General features: G+C 60.2%; 17 protein-coding genes. 6 read left to right on the top strand and 11 right to left on the bottom strand.

Going from position 1 to position 19,150, the window contains the following annotated elements; translation table 11 throughout:
* Positions 1-320: 320 nt before the first annotated feature.
* From BP846_RS06725 to fdhF (BP846_RS06710), 4 genes are all read right to left on the bottom strand, one after another.
* Positions 321-1,559 (bottom strand): Coenzyme F420 hydrogenase/dehydrogenase, beta subunit C-terminal domain, encoded by a 1,239-nt coding sequence (locus BP846_RS06725; RefSeq protein ID WP_292393690.1) that lies wholly within the window; start codon positions 1,557-1,559, stop codon positions 321-323.
* Positions 1,560-1,561: 2 nt separating this feature from the next.
* Positions 1,562-3,628 (bottom strand): formate dehydrogenase subunit alpha, encoded by a 2,067-nt coding sequence (gene fdhF / locus BP846_RS06720; protein WP_292393688.1) that lies wholly within the window; start codon positions 3,626-3,628, stop codon positions 1,562-1,564.
* A gap of 225 nt (positions 3,629-3,853) precedes the next feature.
* Positions 3,854-5,005, bottom strand: a complete 1,152-nt coding sequence (locus BP846_RS06715; protein ID WP_292393686.1) for a Coenzyme F420 hydrogenase/dehydrogenase, beta subunit C-terminal domain — start codon at positions 5,003-5,005, stop codon at positions 3,854-3,856.
* A gap of 2 nt (positions 5,006-5,007) precedes the next feature.
* Positions 5,008-7,074 carry a formate dehydrogenase subunit alpha gene (gene fdhF / locus BP846_RS06710; RefSeq protein ID WP_292393684.1) on the bottom strand — a complete coding sequence of 689 codons (2,067 nt, stop codon included), beginning with the start codon at positions 7,072-7,074 and terminating at the stop codon, positions 5,008-5,010.
* 431 nt (positions 7,075-7,505) lie between these two features.
* Between fdhF (BP846_RS06710) and BP846_RS06705 the strand changes: the two genes are divergently transcribed.
* Complete coding sequence (locus tag BP846_RS06705) at positions 7,506-8,108, top strand: hypothetical protein (protein ID WP_292393682.1); 603 nt, start codon at positions 7,506-7,508, stop codon at positions 8,106-8,108.
* 74 nt (positions 8,109-8,182) lie between these two features.
* Here BP846_RS06705 and BP846_RS06700 read toward each other — a convergent pair whose 3' ends face one another.
* Together BP846_RS06700 and BP846_RS06695 are read right to left on the bottom strand one after the other, a co-directional pair.
* Positions 8,183-9,106 carry a hydantoinase/oxoprolinase family protein gene (locus tag BP846_RS06700; RefSeq protein ID WP_292393680.1) on the bottom strand — a complete coding sequence of 308 codons (924 nt, stop codon included), beginning with the start codon at positions 9,104-9,106 and terminating at the stop codon, positions 8,183-8,185.
* Positions 9,103-9,990 (bottom strand): ATP-grasp domain-containing protein, encoded by an 888-nt coding sequence (locus BP846_RS06695; RefSeq protein WP_292393678.1) that lies wholly within the window; start codon positions 9,988-9,990, stop codon positions 9,103-9,105. The genes BP846_RS06700 and BP846_RS06695 overlap by 4 nt, the downstream gene beginning before the upstream one ends.
* 82 nt (positions 9,991-10,072) lie before the next feature.
* On the opposite strand from BP846_RS06695, the gene surE reads away from it, so the two are divergent.
* Positions 10,073-10,864, top strand: a complete 792-nt coding sequence (gene surE, locus BP846_RS06690) for a 5'/3'-nucleotidase SurE (RefSeq protein WP_292393676.1) — start codon at positions 10,073-10,075, stop codon at positions 10,862-10,864.
* A complete protein-coding gene (rpiA, locus tag BP846_RS06685) occupies positions 10,865-11,584 on the top strand; it encodes a ribose-5-phosphate isomerase RpiA (protein ID WP_292393674.1) in 720 nt (239 codons plus the stop codon).
* Here rpiA and BP846_RS06680 read toward each other — a convergent pair.
* The 3 genes from BP846_RS06680 to acs form a co-directional block, all read right to left on the bottom strand.
* Positions 11,573-11,953 carry an ArsR family transcriptional regulator gene (locus tag BP846_RS06680; RefSeq protein WP_292393671.1) on the bottom strand — a complete coding sequence of 127 codons (381 nt, stop codon included), beginning with the start codon at positions 11,951-11,953 and terminating at the stop codon, positions 11,573-11,575. The two genes, rpiA and BP846_RS06680, sit on opposite strands and share 12 nt — an antisense overlap.
* A gap of 470 nt (positions 11,954-12,423) precedes the next feature.
* Complete coding sequence (locus BP846_RS06675) at positions 12,424-12,987, bottom strand: TATA-box-binding protein (RefSeq protein ID WP_292393669.1); 564 nt, start codon at positions 12,985-12,987, stop codon at positions 12,424-12,426.
* Positions 12,988-13,028: 41 nt separating this feature from the next.
* Positions 13,029-14,927 (bottom strand): acetate--CoA ligase, encoded by a 1,899-nt coding sequence (gene acs / locus BP846_RS06670; RefSeq protein WP_292393667.1) that lies wholly within the window; start codon positions 14,925-14,927, stop codon positions 13,029-13,031.
* A 688-nt stretch (positions 14,928-15,615) separates the two neighbouring features.
* Here acs and BP846_RS06665 point away from each other — a divergent pair.
* Entirely contained in the window at positions 15,616-15,720 is a 105-nt protein-coding gene (locus tag BP846_RS06665; RefSeq protein WP_394339963.1) for a serpin family protein, read from the top strand.
* 292 nt (positions 15,721-16,012) lie between these two features.
* On the opposite strand, the gene BP846_RS06660 is transcribed toward BP846_RS06665, so the two are convergent.
* Positions 16,013-16,327, bottom strand: a complete 315-nt coding sequence (locus BP846_RS06660) for a transcription factor S (protein ID WP_292393665.1) — start codon at positions 16,325-16,327, stop codon at positions 16,013-16,015.
* Between the two features lie 126 nt (positions 16,328-16,453).
* On the opposite strand from BP846_RS06660, the gene artA reads away from it, so the two are divergent.
* Positions 16,454-17,278: an archaeosortase A gene (gene artA / locus BP846_RS06655; protein ID WP_292393662.1), complete on the top strand. Its 825-nt coding sequence runs from the start codon at positions 16,454-16,456 to the stop codon at positions 17,276-17,278.
* A 355-nt stretch (positions 17,279-17,633) separates the two neighbouring features.
* On the opposite strand, the gene BP846_RS06650 is transcribed toward artA, so the two are convergent.
* Positions 17,634-18,266 carry a CDP-alcohol phosphatidyltransferase family protein gene (locus tag BP846_RS06650; protein WP_292393660.1) on the bottom strand — a complete coding sequence of 211 codons (633 nt, stop codon included), beginning with the start codon at positions 18,264-18,266 and terminating at the stop codon, positions 17,634-17,636.
* Between the two features lie 143 nt (positions 18,267-18,409).
* Here BP846_RS06650 and BP846_RS06645 point away from each other — a divergent pair, with 143 nt between their 5' ends.
* Positions 18,410-19,132, top strand: coding sequence for a dihydrofolate reductase family protein (locus tag BP846_RS06645; protein ID WP_292393658.1), 723 nt, complete (start codon positions 18,410-18,412; stop codon positions 19,130-19,132).
* The last annotated feature ends 18 nt before the right edge of the window (positions 19,133-19,150 follow it).

Genomic DNA, 19,150 nt, shown 5'->3' with positions numbered 1-19,150 from the left:
GGCTTTCTCCCGGGTTGCACACCTAACAGTGCTCGTGCTCCATTCCTGTCGGAACATCGCATATCGCCGGCACTGCCCCCACCCCCAATGGCGATAGCCACCACGGTCCAGTCTCCGGGCTCGCCCGGGAAAAACCCGGGTCCGACACCCCCATTGGGGGTGGGGCAAGCACCCAGACAGAGTCCGATAATTCGGAGTCGTTCCAGTAGTGCTCCCTGCGCGGAGGTACGACGAGCGCCGCCGGGAGAGCGCCCTCCGTGCTGATACCATAGGGCCGGATCCGCGGCTGCAGCCTGCCCAAAAAAAAGAGATGTCTTCCTTTACTGGAAGATGTTGAAGATCTGGTCGCTGCCGGTGTCGGCGAGGCGCTTCCTCTCCGTCCTCTCCTCGACGAGCGCGAGGACCGGGAGCTCCATGTCCACACCCGGGGTGTGGCCGAACATATCCTGAAGGTCGACCTGCAGGGCGTGCATGAAGAGCGAGTTCGGGATATCCATAGCACAGTGCTCTTCACACTGACCGCAGTTGATGCAGGAGTCGGAGATGTGGGCGTAGCGGATCAGGTGGAACATGAACGGCGGCGGAACCTGACCGGGCTCGACCAGGTACGACTTCTTCGTGCTGCACTCGACGCAGTAGCAGATCGGGCAGTTCTCGATGCAGGCGTAGCACTTGATGCACCGGGACGTGTCGTTCATGATCTTCTTTAAGCGGTCCTTCCCTTCGCCGAGGCTCTCGAAGTATCTCTTCCGCCACTTGTCGCCGAGTTTCAGCATGGCACCCTCGACCTTGCCGCGGATCTCGATCCCCTTCGGGTTCGCGGCATCGGTCTTGAGGCTCCCAGCTTTCACCGCCGCGTCGAGGAGGTTTGCGCCCTTCTCGGAGCAGACCTCAACGAACGTGGCCTTCCCGGCCTTATCGCCGATGACGCCCCAGTTCCCGCAGGCGAGGTCCGCCTGGCGCGGGACCTTCATCTTGCACCGGCGGCAGTTGGACCGGCGGCCGAACCCTTCTTCCTCGAGTTCGTCCATCGAGATGCCCTTGTGCTGGCCGTCCTTCGTCACGATGATGAACTGGCCCTTGTCGATCTCTTCCTTGACGACGTCGTCGGGGTCGACCCCGAACTTCTCGCGGATCATCTTCCGGGCGGACACGGGGCTCACCGAGCCGCCGCAGTTGAGGCCGATCATCAGGATGTTGTCCAGGTTGACCTGGTTGCGCTTCGCGAGTTCATACAGGCCCATCGCGTCGCAGCCTTTCACCGGAACGGCGATCCGCATATTCTCGGCTCCGTCGAGATACTGCTTGACCAGCTTCGAGAGCAGGAGCGTTCCGCAGTGGAGCGAACCTGCCGTCTGTGCGATCTCGGCGGGGTCGGTGATGAGTGTCGGGACCGCATCGTAGATGTCCTGTCCCTTCTTGACGGCAAGGACAGCGTCCACCATGCCGGACTTGAGCGCGTGCGTCAGCAGAGCGGTGACCGCTCCACCACACTCGCCCCTCTCCTGGCAGGCGGCATCGGCTGCCCATGCGTAGAACATATCGCCTTTTGCTGCCATCTTCAGGCCTCCGTAATCTTCTCGATCTTCACAGCACAGGCCTTGAACTCAGGGATCTTTGCTATCGGGTCAAGGGCATTGTGGGTCAGTATGTTCGCCGCGCACTCGGCGAAGTGGAACGGCATGAACATGACACCCTTCTTGATGTCGGAGGTCACCTTTGTGGCGACGTCAATGGTCCCGCGCCGGGAGGTCACACGGACCATCTCCTTGTTCTGGATGCCGAGCGCTTTCGCATCCTCGGGGTTGATCTCGATCCAGCCGGTCGGGACCTCGGCATCGAGGGTTGCAGACCGGCGGGTCATGGACCCGGTGTGCCAGTGCCAGATGCAGCGTCCGGTGGTGAAGATATAGGGGTACTCCTCGTCGGGCACCTCTGCCGGCGGTTTCCATTCGATGGCGTGCATCACGCCCATTCCATCGGGGTGCGAGCACTTGCCGATGTGCAGGATGGGCGTTCCGGGGTGCTCTGCTGTGGGGCAGGGCCAGTGGAGTGCTTCAGGCTTGTTGAGCCGCTCGTAGGTCATGCCGTGGTAGGACGGCGTGACCGCGGCGACCTCGGTGAAGATCTCCTCGATATCCTGGTAGGGGAACTGCTTCGCGTAGCCCATCTTTGCGGCGAGTTCGCTGATGATCTGCCAGTCTTCCTTCGCCTCGCCGGGCGGGCTCTGGGCTTTGCGCCACATCTGGACGCGCCGCTCGGTGCTGGTCTGGGTGCCGTCCCGTTCCGCGTAGCAGGCGGCGGGGAGGACGACGTCGGCGAGTTCGGCGGTCTCGGTCAGGAAGATATCCTGGACAACCAGGAATTCCAGGCTCTCGAGGGCATGCTTGACGTGGTTGAGGTCCGGGTCGGAGAGCATCGGGTTCTCGCCCATGATGTACATGCACTTGAGTTCGCCGGGCTTGTCGGTCAGGACGTCCATCATGACGGTGACCTCGTAGCCGTTCTTCGGCTCGCAGATACCGTCAGGGAAGCCCCAGGCGTCGGCGAACTTCTTGTGGGCGGCCGCGTCGGTGACCTTCTGGTAGCCGGTGAAGACGACCGGGAGGGCTCCCATGTCGCAGGCGCCCTGCACGTTGTTCTGGCCACGGAGTGCGTTTACGCCGCCACCGCGCCTGCCGATGTTTCCGGTGAGCATCTGAAGGTTGGCGGTCGACTTGACGTTGTCGACACCCACGGTGTGCTGGGTGATTCCCATCGAGTAAAGGAGTGCGGAGGATTCGGCGGTACCGATCCATTCAGCTGCGGTTTTGAGGTCCTCAGCGGCAATTCCGGAGATCTTCTCGACGTTCTCGGGGAGATACGTATCACTGAGCACCACTGCTTTGAGTTCCTCGTATCCCTTTGCACGGGTCGAAACCCATTCCTTGTCCTCCCATCCGTTCCTGATGATCTCTCCCATCAGGCAGTTGAGGATGGCCACATCGGTGCCGGAGTAGAAGGATGCGTAGAGATCCGCCTGCTTCGCGGTCGGCGTGTAGCGCGGGTCGAATACGATGAGTTTTCCACCGTTCAGCTTGGCCTGCATGGCCTTGCGGCCGATGAGGGGGTGCTGCTCGAAGGTGTTGGACCCGATGATGAAGACGCACTTCGACTCGGCGATGTCGAGAATCGAGTTCGTCATCGCACCGGAGCCGAACGATGCGGCAAGCCCCGCAACAGTGGACGCATGGCAGAGCCGGGCGCAGTGGTCGATGTGCCGGGACTTCATGACGCCGCGGGTGAACTTCATCAGCAGGTAGTTCTCTTCGTTCGAGACCCTGGCCGATGCAAGCGCCGCGAACTCGTCGGGTTTGTAGGACTTGAACTTCTGCGCAATCAGGTCGTAAGCCTCATCCCAGGTCGCCTCGACAAACTTGCCGTCCTTCTTGATGAGCGGCTTTGTGAGACGGTCCGGGCTGTTCACGAACTCGTGAGCATAGGTGCCCTTCGGGCAGACCCTTCCCTCGTTGACGGGAGAACGGGTGTATGGTTGTGTGCCGACAACCTTCCCGTCCTTCACGACGAGGTTAAAGCTGCATCCCGTACCGCAGTACGGGCATGTCGTCTGTACATACTTGAGTTCCATGGTAAAACCTCGGATGTATAAAAATTCGAGGTTAGCCATATTTAATAGTAGTGATTAACATCGGCACTTTTGATGAATAAGTGTGGGTTACACCGCCCGAATTTTCTGGAAAGATCCCATGATACCGGAAACAATCGCCCGGATCCGGGTATGGGCGCGTAACGTCATTCATAATGGGGATGCGCCGCCTGTACGGCGCGGGATAGGTTGCAGGCTGAAAAAAAATTAGTTGGCGTAGGGTGCCTTCCCGAGTTTGGACTCGAATGCGCTGTCACCCTCGGTCCTGATGGCATGGGAGAAGAGCGCAAGCGGGATATCCATCGGGCAGAGTTCCTCGCACTGGCCGCAGTTGATGCAGGAGTCGGAGATGTGCGCAAACCTTCTCAGGTGGAACATGGGGTTTGGCGGAACCTCTCCTGATGTGACCATCCTGGAATTTCCTTTGAATTCCTCTGCAACCGGGAAGCAGACGGGGCAGTTCTCGATGCAGGAGTAGCACTTGATGCACCGGCCCGTCTCGCGGCCGATGGTGCCCCAGAGGTCGGATGCGAGCGCTTCGAAGTTCTTCTTCCGCCACTTATTGCCGAGGTTGAGCATGGCGCCCTCGACCTTGCCGCGGATCTCGATCCCCTTCGGGTTGGCGGCATCGGTCTTGACAGCGCCGGCCGCAACAGCCGCATCGAGGAGGTTTGCGCCCTTCTCGGAGCAGACCTCGACGAACGTGGCCTTCCCGGCGCGCTCGCCGATGACGCCCCAGTTCCCGCAGGCAAGGTCGGCCTGGCGCGGGACCTTGTAGAGGCACCGGCGGCAGTTGGACCGGCGGCCGTAGCCCTCGTCCTCGAGTTCGTCGATCTTGATCCCCGCATGACCGCCCTCATACTCGATGATGAACTGGCCCTTGTCGATCTCCTCTTTGTGGACCAGATCGGGGTCGACCTCGAACTTGTCGCGGATCATCTTCCGGGCCAGGACCGGGCTCACAGAACCGCCGCAGTTCACGCCGAGCAGGAGGAGGCGATCCAGATCGACCGCATTCCGCTTTGCAAGTTCGATGAGACCCATCGTGTCGCAGCCCTTGACGGTGACGCCGAGGCGTGCGGTCTTGTTGCTGTCCAGGTAATCCTTCACCACTTTCGAGAGCAGGAGCGTCCCGCAGTGGAGCGAGCCTGCCGTCTCTGCGAGGTCTGCGGGGTTGGTGACGAGCGTGGGGACCGCATCGTAGATGTCCTGTCCCTTCTTGACGGCAAGGACAGCGTCCACCATGCCGGACTTGAGTGCGTACTGCTGCAGGGCGGTTATCGCACCTCCGCACTCTCCCTTCTTCAGCACATCGGCGTCTGCAGCCCATGCGTAGACCATATCTCCTTTTGCTACCATGTTCAGGCCTCCGTAATCTTCTCAACCTTGACAGCACAAGCCTTGAACTCAGGGATCTTTGCTATCGGGTCGAGTGCGTTGTTCGTCAGTATGTTCGCTGCACATTCGGCGAAGTGGAACGGCATGAACATGATACCCTTCATGATGTCGGGGGTCACCTTCGCGGGGACGTCGACGGATCCACGGCGGGTGATGGCACGGACCTTCTCCTTGTTCTTGATGCCGAGTGCCTTCGCGTCCTCGGGGTTGATCTCGATCCAGCCAGTGGGGACCTCGGCATCGAGGGTTGCGGACCGGCGGGTCATGGACCCGGTGTGCCAGTGCCAGAGGACACGGCCGGTCGTGAGGACGAACGGATACTCCGCGTCGGGGACTTCCGCCGGCGGCTTCCACTCGATCGGGGCAAAGACGCCGATGCCGTCGGGGTGGGAGAACTTCTCCTTGTGGAGGATCGGCGTTCCCGGGTGTTCTGTGGTGGGGCAGGGCCAGTGGAGTGCTTCAGGCCGGTTGAGCCGCTCGTAGTTCATGCCGTGGTAGGACGGGGTGACTGCGGCGACCTCGGTGAAGATCTCCTCGATATCCTGGTAGGGGAACTGTTTTGCGTAGCCCATCCGTGCGGCAAGTTCGCTGATGATCTGCCAGTCTTCCTTCGCCTCGCCGGGCGGGCTCTGGGCTTTGCGCCACATCTGGACGCGCCGCTCGGTGCTGGTCTGGGTGCCGTCCCGCTCTGCATAGCAGGCGGCGGGGAGGACGACGTCGGCGAGTTCGGCGGTCTCGGTCAGGAAGATATCCTGGACAACCAGGAACTCCAGGCTCTCGAGGGCATGCTTGACGTGGTTGAGGTCCGGGTCGGAGAGCATCGGATTCTCGCCCATGATGTACATGCACTTGAGTTCGCCGGGCTTGTCGGTCAGGACGTCCATCATGACAGTGACCTCGTAGCCGTTCTTCGGCTCGCAGATGCCGTCGGGGAAGCCCCAGGCGTCGGCGAACTTCTTGTGGGCGGCTGCATCGGTGACCTTCTGGTAGCCGGTGAAGACGACCGGGAGCGCGCCCATGTCGCAGGCACCCTGCACGTTGTTCTGGCCACGGAGCGCGTTCACGCCGCTGCCGGGCTTGCCCAGGTTACCGGTGAGCATCTGGATATTGGCGGTCGATCGGACGTTGTCCACGCCGACGGTGTGCTGGGTGATCCCCATCGAGTAGAGGATCGCACCGGGCTTCGTGGTGCCGAACCACTCGGCTGCGGTCTTGAGACTCTCGACCGGAATTCCGGAGATCTTCGAGACGTTCTCAAGGCTGTAGGCCTCCTTCATGACGACTTCCTTGAGTTTCTCGTAGTCCTTCGTCCTCCTGGCGATGAACTCCTTGTCCTCCCAGCCGTTCCTGATGATCTGCTGCATCATGCAGTTGAGGATGGCGACGTCGGAGCCGGAGACGAACGGCATGTAGAGGTCGGCCTGCCGGGCGGTTGGGGTGTAGCGCGGGTCGGCTACGATCACCTTTGCGCCGTTCATCTTGGCCTGGACGATCTTGCGGCCGATGAGGGGGTGCTGCTCGAAGGTGTTGGACCCGATGACGAAGACGCACTTCGACTCGGCGATGTCGAGAATCGAGTTCGTCATCGCACCGGAGCCGAACGACGCAGCAAGGCCCGCGACGGTGGATGCATGGCAGAGCCGGGCGCAGTGGTCGATGTGCCGGGACTTCATGACGCCGCGGGCGAACTTCATCAGCAGGTAGTTCTCCTCATTGGAGACCCGGGCCGATGCAAGCGCCGCGAACTCGTCGGGCTTGTAGGACTTGAATTTCTGCGCAATCAGGTCATAAGCCTCATCCCAGGTCGCCTCGACGAACTTGCCGTCTTTCTTGATGAGCGGCTTTGTCAGGCGGTCCGGGCTGTTCACGAACTCGTGAGCATAGGTGCCCTTCGGGCAGACCTTCCCTTCGTTGACAGGTGAACGACGGTACGGTGCTGTTCCAACTACTTTGCCGTCCTGGACGACAAGGTTGAAACTACAGCCAGTTCCGCAGTAGGGACATGTTGTCTGTACATACTTCAACGTCATATTCTTATCACCTCTAAGGCGAACCGAATATCGGATGTTAAGCTACTTAAATTATGGTAGTTAACTGGATCCGCCCCCCAATCTCCAGCAGCATTGGCTGGAGAATAACAATCGGTATCGTTTCTTTGAGTTTTTACGCGAATAATTCTCTGCAGAATGTGGATTTCCACACCGATTTGGCCCAGCCATAAGTGCTAAACCAATGCCACAAGGTGGCGGCTTCTCGGGTCGCTTGCAGAGTCCGGGTGATGCCCCGGACTGAAGTGAGGATGGCAGGGCAGGCAAAAAGCGAGCGTTCTCCGGAGCACCTATTCTGCGGGCTGAAATGACCTCGGAGCTGCCCATCCCCCACTCACTCGGTCTGAGGAAGATGTTATTATCGGTGGAAGTCTATACCTCTCACACAGTTGCAGAGGGAGAGGAATATCATTGTGAAGAAGACACTACCGGTTCCACCGATGCTCACTGACCTGGTGGGGCACGCCCTGGCGTCAATGGACGGCGTGAAATTCACCCGTCTCGATGCCTGCCCGTCGTGCAGCGGTCCGGTGACCGGGCACGACCTGCGGGCAAAGCGGTTTGCCGTCATACTCGAGAACGGAAAGGAGCGCACGATCCGGGTCTCCGTGAAGCGTTTCTACTGCCGGCGGTGCGGAACTCTCTGCTACGCAGACGCACCGTTCTACCCCGATACTCGTCTTGCGTCGCCCGTCGTCGACCTCTGCCTCCTCCTGTCGCAGCAGATGCCCTTCAACCGTGTGGCACAATACCTCCGGGCGATGGGGATCATCGTGGATAGGGGAACCATCCGGAACTACGCCTCCCGGGACTTCGGTGCGATCCCGGCAACCGAACTCTTCGGCCTCCCTCTACCGCTCTCCCTGCTGAACCTCGCCACCTCCACCCTCGGGCGTGAGCGCCGTCCCATCGTAGGGGCAGAAGTGCTCGCTGCCTGTAGTTTCCCATCCGCAGGTAGGGCAGCGCCTCACGACAGGAGGTCTTCCGAAGAGCGGGATCAGCGGTATGAAGAGTAAGAGAAAGAAGAACGGAAAGCCGAGGATCAGTGACACCGCTGTGATGGCGACTGATACCGCCAGCAGGAGAAGAGTCAATCCCCTCCGGCTCGTAGCGCCACCTCCCTGACCGCGTACGCAGGCAGTGCGTCCGAGACCTCTCCGAGTTCCTGCTCCAGCGCGACGCCGTTGAGCTCACGGGCAAAGAGGTCTGCCCCTATTCCTGCTGTGATCACACGCCCGGCACCGCTCTGGAAGAGTGCACGCCCCACTGCGCGGACGATCAGCGTCCGCTGGACCTCCCAGAACTGGCGGGCGACCTGGAGGGCTCCGGAGTTCCCGATCTCATCGATATCGGCGCAGACAACCCGGGCGAGCCTCCTCGCCGCCGCCGCCGGCGTCTTCTCGCCGTTGTCCGGTGCCGGGCAGGTGTAGTCCTCCGGAGTGATGTGACCGAGCACGAGGTGCGCGTCGGCGCTGGTCGCGAAGTACTCGGTGCTCACCGGGGTTACTGTTCCATCCAGCGTGACCGACGACAAGAGCGTGGCGACGTTCGTCCTGAGCATGCCGGTGTAGACGAGGTACTGCTTCTGCAGCCGCCTGGTGTCGGTCAGCCCTTTGAGGTTCTCAAAACGGTTGAGAGGAATGACATCGGCGGTGGTGCTCCCCACATCGAGGAGCACCGCATCGGCGTACTCTTTCCGCAGGTAATCAGCCGATGCCAGCCAGTTCGCGGCGGCAAGGTCCAGGACCGGCCGGGTATGGAACGCCGCGTCGGTGCCGTAGAAGGCGGCATCGGGGATGACCGCGTGAACGGCCCCGACAATCCACCGGATACCTTCGATCTTGCTCGGAAAGCAGTCCGCCAGTTCTCCACTCATCACCACGGCGGCGGATCCGGCATACGGCTCAAGGAGTTCGGCGAGCGGCGCACCCTGCCAGAGCGGGCAGTAATGGATATGCACACCGGCGTCGTCGACGACCTTGAGGTTCGCACCGCCGATATCGATGCCGATCATGGCCGGCTGACCCTCCCGCCCGTATCGAACCGCACCCTCCCGGAGAGGTGCACCTCTGCCGGCGCTTCGCCGTGCGACGCCTTGATGAGGATATCGGCGATCTCCTCCTCCATGACGGCAACGATGCCGACCAGGCTGGTCGTGGGTCTCGGGTTGACATCTACAACGTAGACGCGGTCTCCCACGATGACGTCGATCCCGGCATACCCCTGGCATCCGAGTATGTTCATCGCCCGGACGGCGGTGGCGACGATCTCCTCCTCGCGATCGGGGTGAACGGGTGTCTCACCCCCGAGGTACCGGAAACTCCCATCTTCCGCGACGTCGATCTCCTGCCGGTTGACGGCGAGCACGAGCGGAGGGTTGCCCGAGTAATACTCGCAGACGTTGCCGGTCACCCGGCTCCCTACGAGGCTCACGCTCAGCGTCTCTCCCTCGACGTAAGCCTGGGCGAACTCGCCGGCGCCCGGCTTCTCATCCGTCAGCCTGACACCCTGGGAACCGCAGCCCATAATCGGCTTGACGACCCGTCTCCCCTCGTCGGCGTCGGGGGGGACCTCTATCCCGTGCCGGGCAAGGATCGCTGCCGCCCGCTGTTTATTGGCGCAGACGGCTGCATTCATGCTTCCGCACCCGATGTTGTGGGTGAACTGCTCGAGAAGTTGCGTGTACCGGAAGAGGAGGTGGTCCGGTGCAATGACCATTCCTGCGTCGCATCCCGGCGCGAGGCTCCGGATCCCGTCTTCAAGGTCGGGCCCCTCCGGCGTCACCACATCGTAGCCGCACCTCTCGAAACTCCCGCTTATCGCGGCAAGCATGGCGGCACCCTCAGGCGCAAGCCCGGGGTCGTTGCACACGGAGTATTCAGCGAGAAAAACCTTCATCACAGTACAGGTTGGCTACTGAAGACTTGACCCTGACGATCGGGCAAGTATTTGATGCGCGGGAACAACCCTATAGACAAGGATGAAGCCGAAGATAATGCTCACCAACGATGATGGGATCACGTCCGCGGGACTCTGGGCGGCATATGACGCGCTCGCACCAATCGCCGACGTCACCGTGGTCGCGCCCGCAACCCAGCAGAGCGCTGTAGGGCGATCGATCTCCATCTTCGAGCCGATCCGGGCAACGAGGGTGACGATGAACGGTGTGCCGGCATACTCGGTCGGCGGGAAACCGACTGATGCCGTGATCATCGGGCTGTTTGCACTGCACCTGAACCCGGACCTTGTGGTCAGCGGCGTCAACATCGGTGAAAACCTCTCGTACGAGTCCATCATGACATCGGGGACCGTCGGTGCCGCACTTGAGGCGTCGAACCAGGGAGTGCCGTCCCTTGCCTTCTCGCTCCAGGTGGAAGACCAGGGCGATAAGTTCGATGATCCATCAGGCGTCACGGACCGATTCTGTGAAGCGAAGCGAGTGGTCCGCGAGGTCTGCGAGAAGATCCTCTCAAACGGGTTCCCCGGAGGTGCTCACGTCATCAACGTGAATATCCCGACACCGGTACGCGGCGGCTACGAGATCACCCGCCTTGCCGAGAAACTCTTCTACACCGGCGTGGAGGAACGCCTCGACCCTCGCGGGCGCCCCTACTACTGGATCGACGGACCCCTGCACGAGGATGCGGAAGAAGGGACCGATGTGCATGCTGTGCAGAAGGGCAACATATCCATCACACCCATAACGCTCGATTGCACGGCATTCGGGGCCACGGACGACCTCAGGGGCATCTTTGACGGCACAGGTATCTGAATGAAAGGTGAAGAATACGCTATGAATGCAGCGCAGCAGGTAGAGTCGAAGCGAAACGCAGGTTACCGGGCGGCCGAGATGGTCGAAGACGGGATGGCCGTCGGTCTCGGTACCGGGTCGACCGTCTTCTTTGCTATGGAACGGCTGGGCGAGCGGATTGTCAGAGATGGCCTCCATATTGTAGGCATCCCGACATCCTACCAGGCGGCCATCCGGGCACGCCAGTACGGCATCCCGCTCTCCAGCCTCGATGAGCACCCCGAACTCGATATCGCCATCGACGGGGCCGATCAGGTTGATCCGGCCCTGAACCTGATTAAGGGGCGCGGAGCGGCGCATCTCCGGGAGAAGTGCGTCTGCGACGCGGCCCGGAAGGTGCTCATCGTCGTTGACTCGACAAAGATGGTCGATACGCTGGATGCGCCTGTCCCGGTCGAGGTGCTCCCGTTTGCCTCTGCGGGAGTCTTCCGGCGCCTCGCTCTCCTCGGCGCAGGCCCGGTTCTCCGGGAAGGGGTGAAGAAAGACGGTCCGGTCGTCACCGACAACGGCAACCTCATCCTTGATTGTGACTTCGGAGCGATCGAGAAGCCTCGGGACCTGGAAACTGAGATAGCCACCATTCCAGGTGCACTGGAGTGCGGTCTTTTTACCGCCTATGGAGAAAAGATAACGATTATTGTTGGTGAGGAAACAGGTTGCCGCGTCGTATCACTGCATTGATATACATTCCCGCATCTTCTGGATAAGGTCTAACTGGTGCCGGGCTTCTTTCTTCTTTTCCTTCTCGATCGTATCCATGATCTCTGTTATCGGGCGGGAAAGCGTATAGATCTTCACCGGTCGTCCTTTGCTCTCCGACTTGCTCTCGCGGGTATCAATCCAGTCGCACTCCTTGAGGTAGCGCATGGCGATGCTGACTTCAGGTTGGCGGAGATCGGTGCCCCGCTCGATATCGCGGGATGTCGCTTCCTCTATATTCGCCAGATATACAAGCACTTTAGAGACGTTTCTCTTGATGCCGATACCTATGAGGAGTTCGGCGAGTTCCTCGTCGCGTGGCGTGAAATATCGTACCTTGTCTGACCTCATCCGTTCACCATCAGGTAGTATCTATTGTTTTAAATCTGACTATAAAAATATTATTATTTTAATGGGAGATCTAGCGATTATGGTGGTTTTAAGAGAATCAATAGGGCATTGCGTTGATGTTATCTTTTTTTTCTTCGCCGGATCGCGCTTCCCCGGGCGGTGAGGGTGACCCCCCGGGGAGAGGAGCAGGGTGCGGATCAGCCGGAAAAGCCCGGCTGACGACCCTGGCTCCGGTATACGGTGCCCGAGCCCTCCACGCGCCGGAGAGGGCGGCGGGACCGGCGGTTTCGGGTCGAGCGGCAGGCCCCCGGGGCGACGTTTGCACCTTAACGGGTGTGCAGGCCGGGAGCGAGCATGCGGAGCCGCCGGGCTTTGCAGTGACACGGCGTTTATGCGAAAGAGGGGTTGCCGGACCCGAAGCCCGCGGAGCGTCCTGGAGGTCCCAAAAAGAGGAGAATATTTATCAGAGTTCAGATGAGCCCGAGACTGGAGAGTTCGGAGAGGATCCGTTGCACCGCTCGCCTGGCATCTTCGGGCACCTTGCCGCCCGTGATGATCAGTTTGCCGGATCCGAAGAGGAGGACGACCACCTTCGGGTCGTCGAGCCGGTATACAAGACCAGGAAACTGCTCGGGCTCGTACTCGATCTTGTCCAGGTTGAAACCCACAGCAATCTTGTTTAAGTTGATTGGCGTTCCGAGGTCTGCGGACGTGACGATATTCTGGACCTTGTAGGTCAGGTTTTCGGGAATATCAATGTTGAGCGCCCGCAGCTGCTCGGCGAGGATCTGCAGTCCCCGCGAGAGGCTGTCGATGCTCTTTGCACCCGTCAGGACGACCTTGCCGGAACCGAAGACGAGCGCGGCGATCTTCGGATCCTGCATACGGAGAACGACGCCGGGGAACCGCTTTTTATTGTATTCCGCGTCCTTCAACTGGGAGGCAAGAGAGGGGAGATCAAGAGAATCAGTCACTTTCGCTGAAGCAACGATATTTTCTATCTTGAGGGACTCCTCTGGTTTGTGCTCATTCATATTTATATCATGCTTAAAACAGTATATAAATGGTTGGGTATTTATTCTTCCAGGGTCGAGACGTCCCCGGGGTCCATACCCAGTTCCTGTGCTTTTAAGACCCGCCTCATGATCTTGCCGCTCCGGGTTTTGGGGAGCGACTGGACGAAATCGATCTCGGATGGTATGGCGATGGGCCCGAGCGTCATCCGGACGTGGTAGATGAGGTCGTTCTTCAGTTTTTCACAGGGCTCACGACCGTCCCTGAGGATGACGAAGGCCTTGATGGTGTTCCCCTTCAGGGCATCGGGTTTCCCGATGACGGCCGCCTCCGCCACCGCATCGTGGGAGACGAGCGCACTCTCGACCTCCGCGGTGCCGATGTTGTGCCCGGCGACGACGATCAGGTCATCGGACCGCCCGATGACCATGATGTAGCCGTCCTCGTCCTTCACCGCGAGGTCAGCCGCGGTGTAGCAGCCCGGGACAGTGTGCCAGTACTTGCAGTACCGCTCATCATCGTTCCAGATCGTCCGCATCATCGACGGCCAGGGCTCCTTTATGACCAGGAGGCCGCCCGTGCCCGGGGGGACAGGGTTGCCTGCCGCATCGACGACGTCTGCGACGACACCCGGTATCGGCCTTCCCACGAATCCCGGGCGCATGGGCTCGCCGATCATCGTGGTCAGCATGTGCATCCCGGTCTCGGTCTGCCACCAGGTGTCCATGATCGGGCACCTGTCTTTCCCGATGGTGCGGTAGAACCACTCGAACGCCTCCGGGTTGAGTGGTTCACCGACCGACCCGAGGACACGAAGCGACGAGAGGTTGTGGCGGTTCGGCCACTCTTCACCCACCCGCATGAACATCCGTATGGCGGTCGGGGCGGTGTAGAAGATGGTGACGCCGTACTCCTCGATGAGATCCCAGTAGGTGCCCGGGGTTGGGTAGTCGGGGGTTGTCTCCGTGATGAGGCAGGTGGCGCCGTTCAGGAGCGGGCCGTAGACGCCGTAACTGTGGCCGGTGATCCAGCCGGGGTCGGCAGTGCACCAGTAGATATCGCTGTCCTTGACGTCGAAGACGTGTTTCGTCGTGTAGTAGGTCCCGACCGTATAGCCGCCGCAGGCGTGCACAATGCCCTTCGGAGTTCCAGTGGTGCCGCTCGTATAGAGGATGAAGAGAGGGTCCTCGGCATCCATCGGTTCAGCCGGACATTCCCGCTCCACACCGTCCATCAGGTCGTGGTAGTCCACTTCCATCTCGGGGTGGAGTTCGACGGGCTTGTCGGCGTCGCGCCGGAGGATGACGATTCGCTCGACGCTCGGGGCGTTGACGACCGCCTCCTCCACGATGTTCTTGAGCGGGATTGCCCTGCCGCGCCGGTAGGTGAAGTCGGCGGTGACGACCACCTTCGCGTCGATGCCCCGGATCCGCTGGTTGAGCGCGTTGACGCCGAACCCGCCGAAGACGACCGAGTGGATGGCCCCGATACGGGCGCAGGCGAGCATCGCGATGATCTGTTCGGGCACCACCGGCATGTAGATGCAGACCCGGTCGCCCTTCCCGACGCCGAGGCGTGCGAGACCGTTCGCGAACCGGCAGACCTCCTGCAGGAGCTGGCGGTAGGTGAGGATCCGCTCCTCATCCTCGGTCTCTCCCCGCCACATGAGCGCGACCTTGTTTCGCCGCTGGCTGTGGGCGTGGCGGTCCAGGCAGTTGTGGGTGATGTTGAGTTTCCCGTTCAGGAACCACCTGGCGTGCGGGTAATCCCACTCCTTTACCTTGTCCCAGGGCTGGAACCACTCAAGTTCCCTGGCGACGCTGTCCCAGAATGCGTCGGGGTCCGCGAGGAACTCCCGGTAGGTGCGGTTGTAGTCGCCGATCCAGGAGTGCTCCTTGCAGCTGGCCTCGGGAGTATAGTACTTTGCCTCCTCGAGTTTGACACTGAAATTTTCAGCCATCTGATTACCCCTATTATACATTATTAATAATGTAGATTATATATCAACATTCTGGTTGAGGGGGTGGATACGGCGGGGAAGCGCGCCTCCCGGGAGCGGATACCGGGGTATGCACCGGCGGGGGTGATGGTTATGCCGGAAGGAATCGTCCGGGGGTTCTTGGTGAACGCCCGGAGATCTTAATCCGACGGCCGGTATCGGCGTGAGAAGGAGCGGGTTGTGGGATATCATTCGATGGCGAAGGTTTTCGCCCGCCCGGGAACGATCAGAAGAGGGTCTCCCGGTGCGGCACCGGGGAGGAGCGCCACATCGTCTCCGTGCTCTCATCCTCTCCATAACTCGCCTCTACGACGCCTGGTACCCGGGTGATAGGACCTGCAGCCGTTTGCCGGCCTGAGAGATTGCGAAAACATCAGGGGCGCCCTTCTCCAGGTGGAGAGCAAATGCAAACCCTTTTTGTCGGGCTGTTTCCCGGAGCATCGTACACCGCCTCACGAGGAGCGATGCTTCGAAGCGCACCGGGTAGTGTCAGCGAGGTCACCTATGCCTGAACGGTCGGATATCCGCCCTCCCTGCGGCGATCTTGCCGAGGCCGTCGAGTTGCATCATGCAGTACACTTCGGAGATGACTGAATTATAACACGGTTCAAGACACCCGGTAACTGGAAAATTTGAGGAGGAAATTACTGTGCCCATCTTCCGGGCGGACCACCCGTTCGTCTTCCTGATCCTGGAGAAGAACTCCGGCGCGATCCTTTTCATAGGAAGGGTCGCAAACCCGGAAAACACGTAAGGGCCGGAGGATTAGGACGGGACGGCGGCGGACTGTCCTCACCCATCCGTCGGCGGCAACGGATGCCCGGGTCGTTGCTGGTCGGCACTATCCAGTTGGGCGGATCGAGGTCCCCGCACCGCATCATCTGCTTCACCACGAAGTCGAGCACGCCCGGCGGAGAGACCTTACACCACCCGATTGTGGGGGGTGCGGCGGGGGAGGACGTCTGCTATAATCAATACTTTACAAAATTTGATCAGAATGATTTAAAGGCCCCTTAGGGGCAACAGGATGCGTACACGGCTCCTACTCAATCGTATTCGCGCCATGTCTTACCGCAGGCGGTGCAACGGAAGAACCTGACTTCACTCTCATCTGCTGCCCGCAGCTGTCGTAGCCACCAGAACGCTGTTGTGCAATCGCACTCCGGGCATTTGATGCTCGCAGTCGGGAGCGTTGCTATCTTATCCTCTTCGTCGACGATGGTGATCTCCTTCTCCACGCGTTTGTCTGTCTTCTTCATCCGGTCGAGGTCGTTGAACTCCCTGATATAACCACACTTTTTGCATTTCAACTGACCTCCGGAGGATATCATCAAGCCTTTGCACTGCGGACAGAACATCATTATAATGAATGGGGCACCGACCAAAATTAACCCTTGGTCAGCCGGGTGGCCGGGACTGCGCAGCCGGGGACTCGGCCGGATCGGGCGCACAAATGCTTTAATGCCAGATACGCCGAAAGGTAAAGGATGAAGGATTATCTGGTGCTGATCTCCTGCATCTGCTTTCTCGTCTTCCTTATCCCGGGACGGTTCCGGAAGTACTTCGCCATCGGCGGGTGGGCATGCATCGTCGGATACCTCTTCCTCGAGCTCCCCTACTACTTCTCCATCAATAACTTCATGTATCCAGCAATAGCCATTCTCTCTGTTCCCTTCCTCTATATCACCACAAAATACCTGCTTCGTGGCGATCCGCGGGTAATACAACTCTCGACGATAGCGGCCGTGGCGTTTCTGATCTATGCCCCCTTCGGCTACATACCAGCACTCGGAGACTGGCTGATCGCAGCAGTCGCGGATCAGACATCCGCCGCGCTCGCAATGTCCGGACATCCCGTGAACTTCAGCGCCTGGAACATGATGGAGCGCAACGGTTTCCGGACCGAGATCATCCTCGCCTGCACCGGGATCCAGAGCATAGCGATCATGCTCGGAGTTGCCTGGGGCGTGCGATCGACGGCAGGGCAGAAGATCGCCGGCTTCCTCCTGGTCTTCCCGACGATCTACGTCCTGAACATCGTAAGAAACGTCTTTGTGATCACGGCATACTCCGAGCAGTGGTTTCCGTACCTCTCGACGATCGCCGGCAACGGCGAGATGGGATACGAGAGTTTCTTCTGGGCGCACAACGTCATGGCCGAACTCGGGGCGCTGATATTTCTCGTGATCCTCGCCTACGCTCTCTTCCTGGTCCTCCCCGAACTCGGCAAACTCGCCGACAGCCTCTACCGGCTCTACCGCAGTGAGGTGGAGCGGATCGTCCGGCCAAAGGCCGGGAGATCCGAACTCTGACCCTGCGCAAGAATATGGGGGATCGCCGACGGGCCCGGGGCTCTCCCCGTGACAGCCCACCCGGTCGCCATCGCGTGCCCCGAAGCGCGCGGAGGCGCCTGCCCGTTCAGGCCGGGCCGGCGAGACGTTCGTCACAGATAGCGCTCCAGGGAGAAACCGGCTCCGCCCGCTTCGTACCGGGGCTGACACCCACACACTCCCGGAAAACCCGGGGCTCCGCCATGGCACCCCAAAACTGCTGTTCTTCCTGACAGAATGGTTATGCTGCCGCATGGGCCGAGAGTGGAACAGCGAGATGTTCTACCCCCTCCCAGGAGACAGAAGAGCGTGAAAGGACGGGAAGGGTAGTCTCCCGTCAGGAGTACTGCCGGTAGAGGTAGTAGATCCGCTGGACCGCAGAGAGGTTCGTGCAGACCGCGATGAGGAGCACCGCAACCCATATGTATCCGGTCACGCCGCCGAGCACCAGTGCAAGGATCGTCTCAGGCCTGCCGAAGAAGCCGACCCCCTCGAGTGGATCCTCGATCTTCCCGGCGATCCGCTCGGTGTAGCCGATCTCCGCATACGTGACCGGTTTGATGAACGTGTTGATCAACGATCCGGCGAGCGCCAGCCCCACGATGCCGAAGTCGGCGATCGTCGGGACGTCTATGAGGTGGCTGATGATAGGGATGCCGGAGAACCCCACGGCGAGGATGACCGCCGCATCGACGTACTTATCGGCGACCCAGTCGAAGACAGCCCCGAACTTGCTCTCCGTATGATTCTTCCGGGCGACGTTGCCGTCCACCAGGTCAAGGATCGCCGAGATGACCAGGAGCAGGCTGCCTGCAAGAAAGTACCGCTGGGTGAATGCGAACGCGCACGAGAAGCCGAAGAGCACAGAGAGCACCGACACCTGATTTGGCGTAACACCCAGGCGTATAAAAAACGACGCGACTGGCTCCGTATATTTGATGAATTTCGGCCGTAAAGAGGTTATATTCATCGTATAATTTATCTGCCCGTAAAGAGTTTAACCTTTGCTCCACCGGGCAGGACCGCAACACTTCACCCTGAACGCAGCATACGTCCCGGAATCACCAGATTCATAAACGCTCCCGGCAGATAGATCAGGGAGAAGGAAATTCAATGGCAGATCACGACAGGCCGGACGTGCTCATGATGTCAGAGATCACCGTCGACGGGAAGCTCACCCTGAGACGCGGGGCATCAAGCAAGATCCTCATGAAGTACATGGCGCCCGAGACAGAGATTCTCCTTCATCAGACCCGGGCGGCATGCGACGCTATCATGGTCGGAGCAAATACCATCAGGATCGACAACTCCTTCCTGACGGTCCGGCTGGTAGAGGGTAAAAGCCCGCTCCGTGTCATACCGAGCAGCCTCGCTGATATTCCGCCGGATGCAAACGTCCTTGGACCGGACGCCCGGACGGTCATCGCCGTCAGCGAGGCGGCACCGGCAGAGAAGGTTGCCCGGCTCCGGGCGAGCGGCGTCGATGTCGTTGTGGCGGGCGCGAGCCAGATCGACCTGCCGGAGCTGATGCGGATCCTGAAGGCCGACTACAGTGTCTCGCGGATGATGATCGAGGGCGGACCGACACTGAACTGGTCCATGCTGAATCACCGTCTCGTAGATGAGATACGCCTTATCCACCTGCCGTTCATCGTCGGCGGTGCCGATACGCCCTCCCTTGTCGGCGGCATGCACATCGAGACGGAGAAGGAGATGATCCGGCTCTCCCTGAAACGCCAGTTCATGTGCGGGAGCAACCTGGTCACCGAGTGGAACGTTCTCTACGGGGACACATGTGGTGACAGGGCCTCCTGTGTCCCCGAACCTCAGGACTGATCTTTTTTGCGCCTGGCG

Source organism: Methanoculleus sp. UBA303, from assembly GCA_002501655.1.
Lineage (GTDB): Archaea > Halobacteriota > Methanomicrobia > Methanomicrobiales > Methanoculleaceae > Methanoculleus.
The sequence above is the reverse complement of the archived record's forward strand: the minus strand, read 5'-3'. Positions and strand labels throughout refer to the sequence as shown.

Bases quoted from the DNA above. Each gene is read 5' to 3' on its own strand.
- surE (WP_292393676.1), top strand. From the start codon at position 10,073: ATGAAGCCGAAGATAATGCTCACCAACGATGATGGGATCACGTCCGCG.
- acs (WP_292393667.1), bottom strand. From the start codon at position 14,927: ATGGCTGAAAATTTCAGTGTCAAACTCGAGGAGGCAAAGTACTATACT.
- rpiA (WP_292393674.1), top strand. From the start codon at position 10,865: ATGAAAGGTGAAGAATACGCTATGAATGCAGCGCAGCAGGTAGAGTCG.
- fdhF (WP_292393684.1), bottom strand. From the start codon at position 7,074: ATGACGTTGAAGTATGTACAGACAACATGTCCCTACTGCGGAACTGGC.
- BP846_RS06675 (WP_292393669.1), bottom strand. From the start codon at position 12,987: ATGAATGAGCACAAACCAGAGGAGTCCCTCAAGATAGAAAATATCGTT.
- BP846_RS06715 (WP_292393686.1), bottom strand. From the start codon at position 5,005: ATGGTAGCAAAAGGAGATATGGTCTACGCATGGGCTGCAGACGCCGAT.
- BP846_RS06645 (WP_292393658.1), top strand. From the start codon at position 18,410: ATGGCAGATCACGACAGGCCGGACGTGCTCATGATGTCAGAGATCACC.
- BP846_RS06725 (WP_292393690.1), bottom strand. From the start codon at position 1,559: ATGGCAGCAAAAGGCGATATGTTCTACGCATGGGCAGCCGATGCCGCC.
- artA (WP_292393662.1), top strand. From the start codon at position 16,454: ATGAAGGATTATCTGGTGCTGATCTCCTGCATCTGCTTTCTCGTCTTC.
- BP846_RS06650 (WP_292393660.1), bottom strand. From the start codon at position 18,266: ATGAATATAACCTCTTTACGGCCGAAATTCATCAAATATACGGAGCCA.
- BP846_RS06700 (WP_292393680.1), bottom strand. From the start codon at position 9,106: ATGATCGGCATCGATATCGGCGGTGCGAACCTCAAGGTCGTCGACGAC.
- BP846_RS06695 (WP_292393678.1), bottom strand. From the start codon at position 9,990: ATGAAGGTTTTTCTCGCTGAATACTCCGTGTGCAACGACCCCGGGCTT.
- fdhF (WP_292393688.1), bottom strand. From the start codon at position 3,628: ATGGAACTCAAGTATGTACAGACGACATGCCCGTACTGCGGTACGGGA.
- BP846_RS06660 (WP_292393665.1), bottom strand. From the start codon at position 16,327: ATGATGTTCTGTCCGCAGTGCAAAGGCTTGATGATATCCTCCGGAGGT.
- BP846_RS06680 (WP_292393671.1), bottom strand. From the start codon at position 11,953: ATGAGGTCAGACAAGGTACGATATTTCACGCCACGCGACGAGGAACTC.